At 71.4% G+C, this 16,120-nt stretch carries 13 protein-coding genes; 9 read left to right on the top strand and 4 right to left on the bottom strand.

What is annotated here, in order from left to right; all coding sequences use genetic code 11:
* The first annotated feature begins 4 nt into the window (after positions 1 to 4).
* The 5 genes from ACIQPT_RS00270 to ACIQPT_RS00250 all read left to right on the top strand — a co-directional run bounded on the left by ACIQPT_RS00270 (position 5) and on the right by ACIQPT_RS00250 (position 5,810).
* Complete coding sequence (locus ACIQPT_RS00270) at positions 5 to 808, top strand: class I SAM-dependent methyltransferase (RefSeq protein ID WP_401150732.1); 804 nt, start codon at positions 5 to 7, stop codon at positions 806 to 808.
* 181 nt (positions 809 to 989) lie between these two features.
* Positions 990 to 2,585: an ABC transporter substrate-binding protein gene (locus tag ACIQPT_RS00265; protein WP_401150729.1), complete on the top strand. Its 1,596-nt coding sequence runs from the start codon at positions 990 to 992 to the stop codon at positions 2,583 to 2,585.
* Positions 2,582 to 3,535, top strand: coding sequence for an ABC transporter permease (locus ACIQPT_RS00260; RefSeq protein ID WP_401150726.1), 954 nt, complete (start codon positions 2,582 to 2,584; stop codon positions 3,533 to 3,535). Before ACIQPT_RS00265 ends, ACIQPT_RS00260 begins: the two co-directional genes overlap by 4 nt.
* Positions 3,532 to 4,317 (top strand): ABC transporter permease, encoded by a 786-nt coding sequence (locus ACIQPT_RS00255; RefSeq protein WP_401150723.1) that lies wholly within the window; start codon positions 3,532 to 3,534, stop codon positions 4,315 to 4,317. Before ACIQPT_RS00260 ends, ACIQPT_RS00255 begins: the two co-directional genes overlap by 4 nt.
* Entirely contained in the window at positions 4,314 to 5,810 is a 1,497-nt protein-coding gene (locus ACIQPT_RS00250; RefSeq protein WP_401150720.1) for an ABC transporter ATP-binding protein, read from the top strand. The genes ACIQPT_RS00255 and ACIQPT_RS00250 overlap by 4 nt, the downstream gene beginning before the upstream one ends.
* Here ACIQPT_RS00250 and ACIQPT_RS00245 read toward each other — a convergent pair.
* Positions 5,785 to 6,225, bottom strand: coding sequence for a hypothetical protein (locus ACIQPT_RS00245; protein ID WP_401150717.1), 441 nt, complete (start codon positions 6,223 to 6,225; stop codon positions 5,785 to 5,787). The two genes, ACIQPT_RS00250 and ACIQPT_RS00245, sit on opposite strands and share 26 nt — an antisense overlap.
* 132 nt (positions 6,226 to 6,357) lie before the next feature.
* Here ACIQPT_RS00245 and ACIQPT_RS00240 point away from each other — a divergent pair, with 132 nt between their 5' ends.
* Positions 6,358 to 6,669, top strand: coding sequence for a hypothetical protein (locus ACIQPT_RS00240; RefSeq protein WP_401150715.1), 312 nt, complete (start codon positions 6,358 to 6,360; stop codon positions 6,667 to 6,669).
* Between the two features lie 16 nt (positions 6,670 to 6,685).
* Here the strand turns inward: ACIQPT_RS00240 and ACIQPT_RS00235 are convergent, their stop codons facing one another.
* Positions 6,686 to 7,597: an alpha/beta hydrolase family protein gene (locus ACIQPT_RS00235; protein WP_401150712.1), complete on the bottom strand. Its 912-nt coding sequence runs from the start codon at positions 7,595 to 7,597 to the stop codon at positions 6,686 to 6,688.
* A gap of 103 nt (positions 7,598 to 7,700) precedes the next feature.
* On the opposite strand from ACIQPT_RS00235, the gene ACIQPT_RS00230 reads away from it, so the two are divergent.
* Positions 7,701 to 8,270 carry a TetR/AcrR family transcriptional regulator gene (locus ACIQPT_RS00230; RefSeq protein WP_401150709.1) on the top strand — a complete coding sequence of 190 codons (570 nt, stop codon included), beginning with the start codon at positions 7,701 to 7,703 and terminating at the stop codon, positions 8,268 to 8,270.
* A 52-nt stretch (positions 8,271 to 8,322) separates the two neighbouring features.
* Here ACIQPT_RS00230 and ACIQPT_RS00225 read toward each other — a convergent pair whose 3' ends face one another.
* Positions 8,323 to 9,831 carry a RodZ domain-containing protein gene (locus ACIQPT_RS00225; RefSeq protein ID WP_401150706.1) on the bottom strand — a complete coding sequence of 503 codons (1,509 nt, stop codon included), beginning with the start codon at positions 9,829 to 9,831 and terminating at the stop codon, positions 8,323 to 8,325.
* A 146-nt stretch (positions 9,832 to 9,977) separates the two neighbouring features.
* Complete coding sequence (locus ACIQPT_RS00220; RefSeq protein WP_401150703.1) at positions 9,978 to 12,947, bottom strand: family 16 glycoside hydrolase; 2,970 nt, start codon at positions 12,945 to 12,947, stop codon at positions 9,978 to 9,980.
* A gap of 664 nt (positions 12,948 to 13,611) precedes the next feature.
* Here ACIQPT_RS00220 and ACIQPT_RS00215 point away from each other — a divergent pair.
* Together ACIQPT_RS00215 and ACIQPT_RS00210 are read left to right on the top strand one after the other, a co-directional pair.
* Entirely contained in the window at positions 13,612 to 14,502 is an 891-nt protein-coding gene (locus ACIQPT_RS00215; RefSeq protein ID WP_401150700.1) for a S1 family peptidase, read from the top strand.
* 187 nt (positions 14,503 to 14,689) lie between these two features.
* Positions 14,690 to 16,060: a serine/threonine-protein kinase gene (locus tag ACIQPT_RS00210; RefSeq protein ID WP_401150698.1), complete on the top strand. Its 1,371-nt coding sequence runs from the start codon at positions 14,690 to 14,692 to the stop codon at positions 16,058 to 16,060.
* The last annotated feature ends 60 nt before the right edge of the window (positions 16,061 to 16,120 follow it).

Genomic DNA, 16,120 nt, shown 5'->3' with positions numbered 1-16,120 from the left:
ACCCATGACCGCCACCACGAACCTCCTCACCGACAACCCCGCACTGTACGAGGCCCGCTTCCCCGACCCCGGACGCACGGCCGGGCGCTGGACGGAGGACTGCCTCCGCCGTTACGGGGCCCCCGGCCCCCGCGTCCTGGACATCGGCTGCGGCACCGGCCGCGACGCCGCCCACCTGCACCGCTCCGGACGGGCGGTCACCGGCGCCGACCTGTCCGACGCGATGCTGGCGTACGCCCGCGTCCAGCACCCCGGCCCCCGCTACATCCGGGCCGACCTGCACGGATTCGACGCGGGGGAGCGTGCCTTCGACGCGGTGGTGTGCCTGGACAGCGCCCTGCTGTACTGCCACACGAACGACCAGCTCGACGGCTTCCTGACGTCCTGCCGCCGGTCACTGGCGCCCGGCGGCCTGCTCGTCGCCGAAATGCGCAACGGCGCCTACTTCCTGGGCCGTACGGACCTCCTCGACACCCCGGCCGTCAACGGATTCAGCTGGCAGGGCACCGCCTACCGCTCCACCACCATCCTGTCCGTGGACAGAGCCGCCCAGTTGCTGCGCCGCTCGCGGGTGTGGACGGCCGACGACGGCTCTCCGCCGGCCGAGCAGCGCTCCGCATGGCGCCTGCTCTTCCCCCAGGAGCTGCGCCACGTCCTCGCGGCCCACGGCTTCGAGGTGCTCGCCCTGCACGACGGGCCGGGCCCGCGCACCGAACCGCCCTGGCAGGAGGGCGACCTGCCCACCGGGACGGCCGACGGCGACCGGCTGCACTTGGTCGCCCGTCTCGCGCCCGCCCCCCGTCCCTGAGCCCCCACGCCTCCATCCACCCAGCAGCGCAGCAAGGAACACCGCCATGAACGAAGCCGCCAGGAACGAAGCTCCAGTGAACGCAGCCGCCAGGAACGACGTCCCCGTGAACGCAGCGGCCATGAACGAAGCCGCCACGGGCGAAGTCCCCGTGCACGAAGCCGCAGCGAACGCAGCCGCCATGCCCCCAGCATCCGCGAACGGCGGCCCCGGCTTCCCCGGCCTGCGCCGCCGGGGCTTTCTCGCCGCCGCCGGCGGTACCGTCGGCTTCGGTGCCCTCACCCTCGCAGGCTGTGCGGGCACCGGTCCGGCCGCCGACAAGGCCGGGGGAGACGGCAAGCCCCGGCGCGGCGGACGGCTGCGCGCCGCGTTCGCCGGCGGCGGCGCGAGCGAGACGCTCGACCCGCACCTCGCCAACCTCTTCGCCGACGTGGCCCGTGCCAAGGCCCTCTTCGACAAGCTCGCCGACTACGGCCCCGACCTGTCCGCCCGGCCGCGCCTGGCCGCCGCGTGGGAGCCCAACGCCGGCCTGGACCGCTGGAAGGTCACGCTGCGCGAAGCACGCTTCCACGACGGCAGGCCGGTCACCGCGAAGGACGTCCTGTACAGCTACCGGCGCATCACCGACCCGAAGAAGGCGTTCCGCGCCAAGGCCTCCCTGGAACCCATCGACCTCGAAGCCAGCCGGGCACCGGACGACCAGACCGTCGAGTTCGTCCTCAAGCGCCCGACCGCCGAATTCCCCAATGTGCTCGCCGCGTTCGGCGCGTACATCGTGCCGGAGGGCGAGCAGGACTTCGACCGGAGCCCCGTCGGCAGCGGCCCCTTCCGCTTCGTCTCCTTCGCCCCGGGGAAATCCGCCGTATTCAAGCGCAACGAGGACCACTGGGACGGCGCCCCCCACCTGGACGAGCTGGAGTTCGTCGTCGCCAACGAGGAGTCCGCCCGCGTCAACGCCCTCCTCGGCGGCCAGATCGAGTACGCGCACGAACTCAACCCGGCCACTGCCCGCGCCCACGAGGACAAGGGGCAGATCGAGATCGTCCGGCTCCGCAACAGCGCCATGCAGTCGTTCGCGATGAAGACCGACCGTCCGCCCTTCGACGACAAGCGGGTACGGGAGGCGTTCTTCCTGATCGCCGACCGCAAGGAGCTGGTGGACGGCGCCCTGTCCGGTGCCGGAGAGGTCGGCAACGACCTGTTCGGCAAGGGCTACGAGTACTACGCCGCGAGCCTGCCCCAGCGCGAACAGGACCTCGACCGGGCCAGGGCACTGCTCAAGGAGGCCGGGGCCGAGGGCCTCGAAGTCACCCTCGACACCTCGCCCGTCGCGGCCGGATTCACCGAGGCCGCCACCATCTTCCGCGACCAGGCCGCAAAGGCGGGCGTCACCATCAACGTCAAAACCGGCAGCAAGGACAGCTACTGGAAGGACATCCTCGACTCCGGCACCCTCTGCTCCTACCGCTCGGGCGCCATGCCCATCGAGGCCCACCTCTCCCAGCGCCTGCTCACCGGCTCCACCACCAACGCCACCGCGTGGCACCACAAGGACTTCGACGCCCTCTATCAGCAGGCGCAGTCCACCAGGGACAAGACAGCCCGCGCCGCCGTGTACGAGCGCATGCAGCGCCGCCTGCACTCCGAGGGCGGCTTCCTGATCTGGGGCTTCGCCGACTGGATCCTCGGCACCGCCCGTAACGTCCGGGGCGTCGAGACCAAGGCGCCGGCCAACTCCCTCGACTGGGCGCGCTTCGACAAGGTCTGGCTCGCGTGAGCGGACCCCGTACCTGGATCGCCGGGCGGCTGCTTCTCGGCGTGGCGCAGACGGCGGCCGTCGTGCTGCTCGTCTTCGCCCTCACCGAGGCGCTGCCGGGCGACGCGGCCGTCGCCCTCGCCGGCGACCAGCCGGACCCGGAGCGCATCGCCGCCATCCGCGAGGCGATGGACCTCGACCGGCCCGCCCACGAACGCCTGGCCGCCTGGGCCGCCGGGCTGCTGCACGGGGACTTCGGCACCTCCCTGGCCTCCGGGCGGCCCGTCAGCACGTATCTGGCGGACGGCTTCGGGCCGACCCTGCTGCTCGCCGCCCTGACGGTCGTGCTCCTGGTCCCGATCGGCGTCGGCCTCGGGGTCCTCGCCGCCCGCCACGAGGGCGGACCCGTGGACCGGCTGGTCAGCTCGGTGACGCTCGGCGTGTACGCCGTGCCCGAGTTCGCCCTCGGCGTGCTGCTGGTGACCGTCCTCGCGCTGCGCCTGGGCTGGCTCCCGCCGACCGCCGTCGGATACGGCACCGACCTCCTCGCCCATCCGACCGCTCTCGTGCTGCCCGTCCTCGTGCTGCTCTCCCGCCCGGTGTGTTCGCTCGCCCGCCTCGTACGGGCCGGCATGATCGACGCGCTGGACTCGCCGTACGCCGCACACGCCCGCCGCTACGGCATCCCCGGCTTCCGCGTCCGGTACGGGCACGCCCTGCCCAACGCCATGGCGCCCGCCACCCAGCAACTGGCGCGGACCATCGACTGGCTGCTGTGCGGAGTCATCGTCGTGGAGGCGCTGTACGTGATCCCCGGGCTCGGCACCGTCCTCATGAACGCCGTCGCCGAACGCGACGTGCCCGTGGTCCAGGGACTCGCCGTCGTCTTCGGCGTCGCCACGGTCGTGCTCAACCTCGGCGCCGACCTGGTCGCGCGCCGCCTCGCCCCCCGATCGGAGGTGGCCGCGTGAAGTCCCGTTACGCACTCGGCGCCGTCGTCGTCGGGATTCCCCTCGCCCTGGCCCTCCTGGGACCGGTGTTCGCCGGGGGGCCCGGACCTCGCGCCGCCTCGTTCACCCTCGGCGACGGGCACTGGCTCGGCACCGACTTCGTCGGCCGGGACGTCTGGCGCCAGGTTCTGCTCGGAGGGCGCTCGGTGGTACTCGTGGCGCTGGCCGCGACCGCCCTCGCCTACCTCATGGCGTTCCCCGTCGGGCTCCTCAGCGCCCTCACCCACCGCACCTGGCTCGAAGAACTGCTGATGCGGCCCCTCGACGTCCTCCTCGCCGTGCCGTCGCTGCTGATGATCCTGCTCGCCGCCGCCGTCCTCGCCCCGGGGGCCGTCGGGCTCACCCTGCTGGTGGCCCTCGTCAACATCCCCGACGCCGCCCGGATCGTCCGGGCCGCGGCGGCGGATGCCGCGTCGCGCCCGGCGGTCGAAGCACTGCGCATGCAGGGGGAGACCTGGTGGCGCACGGCTGTCGGCTACGTCGGCAGATCCCTCACCCGTACGCTCGCCGCCGACGCGGGCGTACGGCTGACCGGAGTGCTCTACCTCGTCGCCACCGCGGCGTTCCTCGGCGTCGGCGTCGAGCCGGACGCGGCCGACTGGGCGGTGATGGTGGACCGCAACCGCACCGGACTGTACGTCCAGCCCTGGGCCGTGGTCGTGCCCGCCCTGCTCATCATCGCCCTCACCATGGGGACCAACCTGCTCGTCGATGCCGGACTGAAGAAGAGGAAGCGGATGTGAACCCCGTGAAGGCGGTCGCCGAGATCGAGAACCTGCGGGTGGTCGTCGGCGACCGGGCGATCGTCGACGGAGTGCACCTCCGGGTGCTCCCCGGCCGGATCACCGCCCTCGTGGGCGCGTCCGGCAGCGGCAAGACGACCACCGGTCTCGCGCTGCTCGGGGAGTATCCGGCCGGCGCACGCGTGAGCGGTGCCGTACGCGTATCGGACGGCCCGGTCGGCTACGTACCGCAGCACCCGGGCGCCGTACTCAACCCCGCACGCCGCATCGGCGCCCTGCTGCGGGACATCGCCCGCACACAGGTACGCCACCTGCCGCGGCGGGACCGCCGGGCCGCCGTCCGTGTGCGGGTCCTGCGGGCCCTGGCGCTGGCCCAGCTCCCCGACGCGACGGCGATGCTGCGCCGCTTTCCCCACCAGCTGTCGGGCGGTCAGCAGCAACGCGTCGTCCTCGCGCAGGCGTTGCTGCTCGGCGCCGAGGTGGTGGTGGCCGACGAGCCGACCACCGGTCAGGACGAGCTGACCAAGCGGGGCATCGTCGAGCAGCTCGCCGCCGTCTCCCGGGCGGGCATCGGCGTCGTCCTGCTCAGCCATGACCTGGACGTCGTGCGCGCACTCGCCGACGAGGTCCTGGTCATGCGCGACGGGCAGGTGGTGGAGTCCGGACCGGCCGAACGCCTGGGGCGCGCACCACGGCACCCCTGGACCACCGAACTCCTGGCGTCCGAGGCCCCGCCCGCCCGTATCGAGCCGGCCTCCGAGGGCGCCGAGGTCCTCCGCGTCGGCCCGCTGACGGCCCACCACGGCCGGACCGCGGTGCTCCGCATACCCGAACTCACCCTCCACGCGGGCCAATGTCTCGCCGTCCTCGGCCGCTCGGGCAGCGGAAAGACCACCCTGGCCCGCTGCCTGGCCGGCCTGCACCGGAATCACGACGGCGCGATCCACCTCGACGGCGCCCCGCTGCCGCGCAGCCTGAGAGACCGTACGCGTCGACAACTCGCGGCAGTCCAGTACGTCTTCCAGGACGCCCGGGCGTCCTTCGACGAACACCGGCCGGTGCTGCATCAGGTGGCCCGGACGGCGGTACGGCTACGCGGGACGACCGAGGCCGACGCCCTGGCCGAAGCCCGTGCCACGCTCGTCGGCCTCGGCGTCGCCGACGCCCTCGTACACCGCCGCCCGGACCGTCTGTCCGGCGGCGAACTCCAACGCGCCGCACTGGCCCGCGCCCTGCTGGCCCACCCGCGCGTGCTGATCTGCGACGAGATCACCTCCGGCCTCGACACGGTCACCCGCCGGTCCATCCTCGACACGCTCGCCGGGCTGGTACGCGAGCGGGGCGACCTGTCCCTGGTGCTGATCACCCACGACCTCACCACGGCCGCACTGGCCACCCGTACCGCCGTGCTGGAGGCTGGCGCCCTCGTCGAGGAGACACCGGCACGGGAGCCGCTCACCGCTCCGCTCAGCGGCGGCCGGCGGCAAGGATGACGAGGAACTGGCCGCCGCCCGGCTCGACGGCGGCGGTCACCGGCAGCCCCGGTACGAGCCGGGAGAACCGGTCCACCAGCCAGTCCGCCGCCTCCTGCGCGTCCTGCCTGGTCGGACAACGGCCCACCATCTCACGGCCCCCCTTGCGCTCCAGCCGGGCGGCGACAGCGATCAGCGGCGCGGGTTCGACCACGTACAGGCGGTCCGGCCAGGCGATGACCACCTGGACCGCGCCCTTGCGGGAGTTGCACCCGCGGTGCGCGAGCCGCTCGGCGACCTTGGCCTTCCGGTCGGCGGTCCGGCTGTCGACACTTGGCCCCTGCGGATCGTTCACCGACTTGTCGAGGTCGACAGGTTCGTCACATACCCAGCATCGCCGGCCATCGCGCTCGGCCACATCATCGAGAAGGCTCATCCGAGCAAACTAGTCCCTTCGGCAGCCACCCCGTGCACCAGGGCACGATGCCGGCCGACGTCGGCGTCGCACGCGTCGACGAAGAAGCGTTGATTCGGCGACAGCCCGCGGCGGCGCTCGTAGGATGACCGGATGCCCAGGCCGATACGGATGAGTCGCCGCAGATGGATGGCCGCGTGGGCCGTGCTGTGCGCGGCAGGTCTCGCCGGCACCGCCGGACTGAAGGCCTCCTCGACACCGGGTCCGCGGCCCGCGAAGCCGGTCAGCGCCGAGTGCCGCGCGTACATCGCGTACATCGAGACGCAGCTGGCCGAGGCCGAGGCCGAGGCCGAGGCCGAGCAGAAGGGCGAGGGCGACGTACTGCTCGCCTTCTCACGAGTCCGGGGCGGCACCGACGAGGACTGCCGCGACGAGCTCCGCGACCGCTTCCGCCGCAACCGGTGAGCTGTGCCCGCCGGGTTCACTTGCCGGCGATGCTCCACGTGCCGTCGCCGGCCGCAGCGGCGTCGCCGAGTTCGTTCCAGGCCGCGTCGCCGAGCTTGAAGGCGTCGAGGAGGTAGGCGGAGATCGCGTCGGCGACGAGGGCGACGCGGGCGGGCTCCTCGTCGGTGGTCTCGGCTGCCATTTCACCGGCGAGGCCGCCCAGGGTGTGCTCGCCCTCGGCGATGGTGAGCAGGCTCTTCGGGGACGGGCTGAGGTGGTAGGCGTCGGTGAACCACTCCGGTCCCCGGGTGGAGAGCTGGGACCGATCCTTGCCGCCCGCGACGACCAGGGCCGGGGTGGTCATCGTGGAGTAGTCCGGCCTCATGAACGGAAGGTGTTCGGCGGCGAACGGAGTGAGGGTGTCGCCGGTTCCGGTCGCGGCGATCAGCGCGCCGGCCGAGACGGCGGAGTGGGAGAAGTCCTCTCCGGGGACCCCGTCGGCGCCGAACACCCGCGCACCGAGGATCACGCCTGCGGTCTGGGCGCCCCAGGAGTGGCCGACGACCGCGACGCGCTCGTGGTCGACGCGGGCGTCCGGGCCGCCGGCCCGGAGAAGGATGTCGCCGAGGCTGTCGAGGATCGCGTGGAGGTCGGCGATCCGGACCCGCCAGATGGTGGCGAAGCGCGGGTCGTCCCACCCGATGCCGTTGCGCCGGGAGTCCAGGTGGGTGGGCTGCACGACGATGAATCCGGCGGCTGCCCACCGGTCGACGAGGGGTTCGTATCCGTCCAGGGACCATCCGTTGCCGTGGGAGAACACGATGACGGGAAGGTTCCGGCCCGAGAGCGGGGCGGTGACCTTCACCTGGAGGTCGACGCCGCGGCCGGGCGCGGGAACGGTGATGGGCTTGACCGCGACGATCCGCTGGTCGAGACGGCTGGAAGACATGGGGAACCTGCGCTTTCTCCAGGGGACCGCTCTGCCATAATTTGGCGGAGCGTCGTTCCGCCAAATTAGCGGAACATTGTTCCGCGAGTAAAGGGAGGGTCCCGTGCCGGAGTCGGTCGGAGTACGTCAAGCACAGGCGCAGCGCACCCGCAGCGGCGTGCTGGCGGCCGCGGCGGCGGTTTTTGTGGACCAGGGCGTCCAGGCCCCCATCCGCGACATCGCCGAGCGCGCCGGTGTCGGCGTCGGCACGATCTACCGGAACTTCCCGACCCGGGCGGACCTCGTCACCGCCGTCTACCGGCACCAGATCGACACCTGCACCGCACTCGCGCCCCGGCTCCTGGCGGAATCAGGCTCCCCGTTCACCGCCCTGACCCGCTGGGCGGACGCGTTCGTGGAGTTCCTGGTGACCAAGCACGGCCTCGGCGCCGCCCTGGGGTCCGGCGACCCGGGCCTGGAGAACCTCCACGCCCTCATGCTCGACACCCTGGTCCCGGCCTGCGCAACGCTGCTCGACGCCTGCGCCGCCGCCGACGAACTCCGCCCCGGCATCACCGCCTACACACTGATGCGCGCCATCGGCAACCTCTGCATCACCGGCCCCGACTACGACCGGGCCGACGCCCAGCACATGGTCGCAACCCTCCTCGCCGGATGCCGTCGCGCGGGGTGACGGCATGACGGCGAGAGGGCTGCCGCAGTGCAGGGTGGGCCGGCTGGAGAGCTCAGTCGTCCTTCGTGTAGGTCAGACGCACCACCTCGCCGGGCTGGAACGAATCCTCGATGCGCCGGCCGTTGACGACGAGCCGGATGGCGCTTCCGTTGCTCAGGACGAGGTCGATCCTCTCCTCGTCCGTGAAGGTCTTGGTCGTCCCCGCCGGGACGCTCCCGTCGAAGATGCGGCGTCCGTCGGAGCCCTTGGCGTCGACCCAGGACGTCTGGCCCTCGACGCCGACCATCACCGTGACCTTCCCGGCGGGCCGAGACACAGCGGCGTCCGGCGTGGTGGGCATCGGGGGAGGCGACGCGGAGGAGGGGACAGCGGCCGAGGACGCGTAGCTGGGTCCGGGTGCGGCCGTGGAGGGGTCGTCGTCGCGGTCATCGTCCGGCAGGAGCAGAAGCGCGCCCCCGGCGAGTGCCGCGATCGCGACTGTGGCCACGAGGACAGCCGCGAGGACGCGACCGCGTGAGCGCCCGGCCGGCGCGGGGCGGCCGGTACCGCTTTCCGCGTGGGCGGCCGGAGTGCCACGGCCGGCGGCATCGATCGTCACGGCCTCGTGGTGCGGCACGCCCCCGCCCGCGAGGCCAGGAGCGGGCTCGACCGTTCCTCCGCCGTCACTCCCGTCGCTCCCATCGGGCATCGTCCGGTCGCTCCCGGGTCCGGCCGGGGCCTGCTGCGCCGTGGAGATCACCGTGGGTGTGTGCGGCGCCGGACCGGGCACGAACAGCTCGGTGAGCGCTGCGGGCGTGGGCCGCCGGGCGGGCTCCTTCGACAGGCAGGCCGCGATCACGGCGTGCAGGCCCGGTGGCACCGCGGACAGGTCCGCCGGTTTGTGCACCGAGCGGTACATCATCCCCATCGGCGTGCCGACGCCGAACGCGCTGCCGCCCGCCGCCGCGATCAGCACCGCGCCGAGCGCGAACACGTCGGCGCTGCCGTCGACTTCAAGACCCTCCGCTTGCTCGGGTGCGAGGAATCCCGGTGTGCCGAAGGCCGCTCCGGTGGATGTCAGCCGAGTCGATTCCACAGCCCGCGCGATACCGAAGTCGAGGACCCGGGGGCCGTCCGAGGCCATGATGATGTTGCCGGGCTTGAGATCGCGGTGCACGAGGCCGCACGCGTGAATGGCCTGGAGCGCCTCGGCCAGGGCGGCGCCCAGCAGCCGCAGGCGACTTTCGTCCATCGGCCCGTGTGCCGCGAGGAGTTCGGCGAGCGTGGGGCCGGAGATGTACGCCGTCGCCAGCCACGGGGCCGACGCGTCCGGGTCGGCATCCACCACCGAGGCTGTGTGGAAGCCGCCGACCCTGCGCGCGGCATCGATCTCGGCGCGGAAACGCTCGCGGAACTGAGGATCGGCCGCCAGTTCGGGACGTGCCACCTTGACGGCGACGGGCCGGCCGCCACGCGACCGTGCCAGATACACCGTTCCCATGCCGCCGGCGCCCAGCTCACGCTCCACGGTATAGACGCCGATACTCCCCGGGATGCCTGCCCCGGGTTCCCTCTGCTGCACGGCTCCCCCTACGCGATGTGGCGCGCGCCGGTGTGCCCGGCGCGCGCCACACCAGCGTAGGTGAGCTCGCGGACCGTGCCCTGACGAACGTCCTCACCGACGCGATCAGCGAAGTCTTCGCACCGAACGCGTCGATGACGCGGATGTCAGAGCCGTTCGATCCAGATGTTGCGGAACCTCGGGTTCTCACCGGGGTCCCCGTGGTCCTGCAGCTTGATATGGCCCGGGGCGGGGCCCTCCGGCCGGCCCGCCCCGGTAGGGCCGGCGATGGCCACGTCGTCGTGCACCAGCTTGCCGTTCCATCGAAGGCTCACCCGCGCGTCCTCCACCTTCTTGCCGTCGCTGTCGAAGCGAGCCGCCCGGAACTCGATGTCATAGCTCTGCCACGTGCCGGGCGGGGTAGCCGCGTTGACGTCGGGGGCCTTGCGCAGGTAGATCGCACCGGCGTCGTCCTTGGCGGGTACGTCGACCCCGAAGGACTCCAGCACCTGCAGTTCGTAGCGCTCCTGGATGTAGACCCCGCTGTTGCCCCGCGCCTGCCCGGTGACGTCCGGCGGGTAGTCGGGCTGGTACCACTCGGCGTGCATCCGGAAGTCTCCGAACTTCTCCTTCGTACGGATGTCTCCGCCGAGGGATTCCATGGAGCCGTCCGCCACCGGCCACTTCGCCGGACTGCCGTCGTTCGACTCCCAGGCGTCGAGGCTCGTGCCGTCGAAGAGGGTGGTGCGCTGCGTCGGGGTGACGGTGAGGTTGTCGAGGTTCACATGGCCGTCGTCCTCGGGCTCGTAGGCGTAGGCGATCGTGTTCGCGCCCTTCCGCAGGGGCACCGACTCGACGTGGGTCGCCCACTTGTCCCAGGCGACGGTGGAGTCCAGCCAGATCTGCTTGTGGCGCTCGCCGTTGACGTACAGGGTCATCGACCTGGGGGTGGGTTCCGGGTCGGAGTTCTGCCCGTTCGCGTACCGCAGGGCGAGGTCGTGTTTCCCCTTCTTGTCGGCGCGTACGGCGAAGGTGGTGCGGGAGCCCGGCTCCCAGTTGTTGTCGATGAAGCCCGCTCCGGAGAAGCCGGAGTGGTTGTCGTTGAACTTGGTGCCGCCGTCCAGCGATGCGGACTCCGCCTCGTACACGGGCGGCGGCTTCGACCCGTCCGGCAGCGTGTTCAGGCTGTACCACGCCTCGGTGCTCCACAGTTCCGCTCCGGACTCCGCCGCGAACGGGCGGGGGGACTGCACGTGCACCACCCTGCCGGGGCGCAGGTCGTCCACCTTCAGCGTCACGGTCGTGCGGTCATCGGACAGCGTCGCCGAGGTGACGTCGAGGGTCTCCTCGTCGACCTTCGGGCCGCCGTACCTCGGGGTCGCCACGTAACGCCACTGCTGGGCGGTGTACTTGGAAGCCAGGTCCTCGGCGGTCTCCTCGGACAACGGCTGCGTGTACTCGATCTCGAAGCCGCCGTCGATCGCCCGCATGGCGCGCATGTCGAAGGCGTCGTCACCGCTGAGCGAGAGCTTCTGCAGGCCGAACTTGAGCTTGCCCTCCTGGCCCCAGTTCCCCGAGTCGCCGATGCCGCCGGCGTAGATCGCCCCGTCCGGGCCGAGGCTGATCCGGTTGACCCCGGCCTCCAGGCCCTGCGTCATCCGGAACACCGCGCCCTGGTACTCGCCGCCGACCTTCTCCAGGAACGCCCGCTGAAGGCCGCCGTAGGTCACGTCGCCGAACACCATCTGCCCGGCGAAGGGCCCTTCGGGCAGGAGGAGGGGGTTGCTCGGCGAGTTGGAGATCTCACCGTGCGGCAGCCAGAGGACGGGCTCGGTCACCGGCTGGTCGTCGTAGACGCCGTCCGGGTTGGTGTGGTGGTTGTAGAAGGCGCCCTGCTTGATCCGCACCAGCTTCGACGTCGGCACGTACGAGCCCTGGTTGTCGGTGGCGAAGAGGTCGCCCCCCGGGCCCCGGCCGAGGCCGTTCGGCGTGCGCAGCCCCCCGGCCACGTAGGACACCTTGCCGGTCTTCTTGTTGATCTTGAGGGTGGACCCCCGGTTGGGCACGTTCTGCGGGTCCTGCGTCGTACCCCCGGGAACCATGGCGATGCCCGTGCTGACGTAGAAGTGCCCCTTCTCGTACAGCAGCCCGAACGCGAACTCGTGGTAGTTCCCGCCGAACGGCCAGGTCGCGATCTGCCGGTACTCGTCGGTGACCTCGTCACCGTCCTTGTCGACCAGCGCGGTCAGACCGTCCTTCTCCGACACGTAGAGGGTGCCGTCGACGTAGGTGAGACCCATCGGCTCCAGCAGGTTCTCGGCGACCAGCTTCTTGGTCACCTTTGACGGGTCGGTGGCGCCGGTGACGTTGTCGAGCAGATACACCTGCCCGAGCTCGCTCTCCCTGCTGCCGCCCCACGTGCTGACGGCCAACCGCCCGTCCGGCAGCCAGTCCATGCCGGTGACCTGCGGTTCGAATCCCTCGGGGCGCAGATCGGTCAGCGTGTAGTCGGGGTGGACCCCGGCCAGCGGAAGTCCGTCGCCCGGTGACTCGTCGACGCCCTCGCACAGCTTGCGGCCCGGAGAGGTGACCCGGGTGACGTCGGCGTCGGTGCTCAGCACCGAGGTGGGGACGACGGCGTACGCGTCCGACCCGGGCGGCCGCCACTCCAGCAGGAGGCGCTGGTCGTACTCGCCGTCCCAGTGGTCGATGCGCAGTGCGTGGTGGCCGTCGGTCAGCTCGGCCGAGCCTTCCTTGGGCTGGGCGCCGTGCTTGCCGCCGTTGTCGATGACCTCCGTGCCGTCGATGATCAGCCGGGATCCGTCGTCGCTGGTGATGCGGAAGTCGTACGTCCCGGCCGACTCGACGTTCAGGTACGCCGTGACCTCGGTGACGAACTTTCCACTCAGCCCGAAGTCCTCGGGGGTGGTCCAGTCGATCGTCGGCTTCAACTCGTCGATGTTGGGCGTCTGCCCGGGCTTGAGCTCGCAGAAGTCGTCCAGAGGCACCTGTACGTCGAACACCCGCATGGTCACGCCCGGTTCCTGGGGCGGTATGTCGGGGGGCTGGGCGGCGGCCTGTCCCTGGGTGAGGGACACGAGGAACAGGGCTGAGACGAGTACGGCCAAACGCCGCATGGGCCTTCCTCCTTGAGGGCCGAGGCAGCCGGCGGTCCGATGGCTGACGGGCTGCCGTTCACAGTGAAGGGCAGCCCTCGCAGGAAAGGCAACAGGTCGGTAAGCGCTTTCTATTTTATCGTTGCAAAGCTGGGGTGATGTGCGGGCGGCCACCGGGGTCGCGCCTCGGTTCCGCCGCGCGGGGGATGGGTGTCGCCGTGCCCTGCTGTTCCGCGCTGTGCGCTGCCCTTTCGTGTCGGACGCGACGGCTTCGCCGAGGTCGAGGGGCCGGGCGCGCATCAAGGGGGGCGTCTGTGGGAAGCGCTCTCATTTTCGTCACCACCGGCGCGACACCTTGAGCCCGCATGCCGCTGGACCTCGGGTCGACGTCCGCGAGGTGATGCGCTGCGGTGTCGCCTGGCTCGGCCGCGCCCGCTTCGCTCGTTTTCCGTCATCCCCCTTCTTCTGGCAGTCGCCAATCCGCCGGTTTGGTGGTGTCTGGATCTCGCCGAATGGCTACTTGTCGGCCAGTCGCGCCCCGGGGGGTCTTGTGCGGATGCGCCGGCCTGTCCAGCATTGAACAACGTTGTCAGGGACACGTCGAAGTCAAGCCATGTTCCTGGTGACGTGTCATGGGCGTCCACCCAACGCCCCGCGTTCCCCCCCCACGATCTGGAGGACTACAGTGCGACTCTCTCACCCCCACGGCCTTTCGAGACGAGCACGACTCATCGCCGGGGCAACCGGCCTCGCCGCCGCCGCGGCACTTGCCGTCCCCGCCGCCACCGCGTCCGCCCAGCCGGTCCCGAAGACGTTCAGCGCCGCCGAGCTCAACCGGACGGCCGACTCCGTGCGCACCGCCGACGTAGGCGGCACCGCTTGGTATGTCGATGCCGAGTCGGGCAAGGTCGTCGTCACCGTCGACAGCACGGTCAGCCAGGCCGAGATCGCCAAGATCGAGAACCAGGCCGGCGCGAACGCCGACGCTCTCGTGGTCAAGCACACTCCCGGTACGTTCTCGAAGCTCATCGCGGGTGGCGAGGCCATCACCACCGGCGGAGCCCGGTGCTCCCTGGGCTTCAACGTGCAGGACAGCGCGGGCACCAAGTTCGCCCTGACCGCCGGTCACTGCACCAACATCGGCAGCTCGTGGTCCATCGGCACCACCACCGGATCCAGCTTCCCCGGCAACGACTACGGCATCATCCGGCACTCCGACCCCGGCGCGGCCGACGGTCGTGTCTCCCTCTACAACGGCAGCTACCAGGAGATCACCGGCGCCGCGGACCCCTCGGTCGGCCAGTCCGTCCAGCGCAGCGGCAGCACCACCGGCCTGCACGGCGGCTCGGTCACCGGTCTCAACGCCACTGTCAACTACGGTGCCGACGGCATCGTCTCCGGTCTGATCCAGACCAACGTCTGCGCCGAGCCGGGCGACAGCGGCGGCGCGCTCTTCTCCGGGACCACCGCGCTCGGCCTCACCTCCGGCGGCAGCGGCAACTGCTCCTCCGGTGGCACCACGTTCTTCCAGCCCGTCACCGAGGCGCTCAGCGCCTACGGCGTGAGCATCATCTGATTCACGCGCCGACCAGGGTCTTCGGCCATCGGCCCTGAACACTGTCCCCGCCCGGTGAACCGGGCGGGGACAGTGCTCGTTCCGGGACGACGTCACCATCGTCCCCGTCGAGGGAACCGCCGGCCGTCCGACCGCCTCCGCGCTGACGCCCATCGGAGAGCGGTGCCGGTTCGGCTACCTTCTTCCTGTGGATCAGTTGAGCCCGGAAGACCCGACGCACATAGGCCCCTACCGCCTCATCGCCCGACTCGGCGCGGGCGGGATGGGGCGCGTGTACCTGGCCAGGTCCGAGGCCGGGCGGACGGTCGCGGTGAAGGTGGTGCAGCCCGAGTACGCCGGGCACCCGGAGTTCCGCAAGCGCTTCGCCCGCGAAGTGGTCGCGGCCCGCCGAGTGGGCGGGACATGGACGGCGGCCGTGCTCGGCGCCGACACCGACGCCCGGGTTCCTTGGGTCGCCACGCAGTACGTGCCCGGCCTCGACCTGCACACCTTGGTGACCGAGGACTTCGGGCCGTTGCCCGAGCCTTCTGTACGCGTCCTCGCGCACGGCCTGGCACAAGCGCTCGGCGACATTCACGCGGCCGGGCTGATCCACCGCGATCTCAAACCGTCGAACGTCCTCGTCACCGTGGACGGGCCACGAGTCATCGACTTCGGCATCGCGCGGGCACTGGGCGGCATCGCCGGGGACAGCCTGCGGACGCGCACCGGGATGCTGATCGGCTCACCCGGCTTCATGTCGCCGGAGCAGGTGCGCGGCCTCGAACTCGGCCCGGCGTCCGATGTGTTCTGCCTGGGCGCGGTGCTCGCCCACGCGGCCACCGGGCGCCTGCCCTTCGGCTCGACGGACTCCGGGCCGCATGCCCAGATCTTCCGGGTCGTCCAGGAAGACCCCGACCTGGAAGGCGTCCCCGAAGGGCTGCTCCTGCTCATCCGGGAATGCCTCGACAAGGACCCGGCCAAGCGGCCCACACCCCAGCAGATCGCCGAGCGCACGGCGACCGCCGAGCCGACGACCTGGCTGCCGGGGAAAGTCTTGGCGCAACTGGGCCGTCATGCCGCGCAGTTGCTGGACTTCGGCCCCTCACAGATCGCAGTCCGGACGCCGACCGCCCTGGATTCCGCCCCGCCCCACGCCGCCCCGCCCCACGCCGCCCCGCCCCACGCCGCCCCGACTCACCCGGCGCAGCCCCCTGTGCCGGCGTACGCCCCGGTGTCGTACAGCCCGCAGCGCAGGCCGGGCGTCCCTCCGTGGCGTGTCCTGCGGCTCATCCTGTCGATCCTGCTTGCTGTCATGGCCCTGGCCATCAGCGATCCAGCGGTGGAGGAGTCGCTCGGTATCGCGTGGACCGACAGCATTCGGCCCCACGGAGTCATCATGGCCGCCTTGGGAGCAGCTCTGGCCCTGCCGGTTGCCCACCGTGCACACGGCCGCCCGGGACCGTACCTCGCCTCGGCGCTGACGGTTGCTTTCTCCGTCAACGTCTTCATGCTGCTCTGGCACCTGCGCGTCGCACCGGTCAGCGATCTGCATCTGCGCATCCCCGGCCTCCTGTGAAGTCGAGGATGCCAGGATCCATGCCGTGTCCCGGGGGCCCGGCCCCCTCCGTGTCCGACT

This window comes from Streptomyces sp. NPDC091289 (assembly GCF_044757365.1).
In the GTDB taxonomy this organism is placed as follows: Bacteria; Actinomycetota; Actinomycetes; order Streptomycetales; family Streptomycetaceae; genus Streptomyces.
This window is presented reverse-complemented; position numbering and strand designations above follow the sequence as displayed.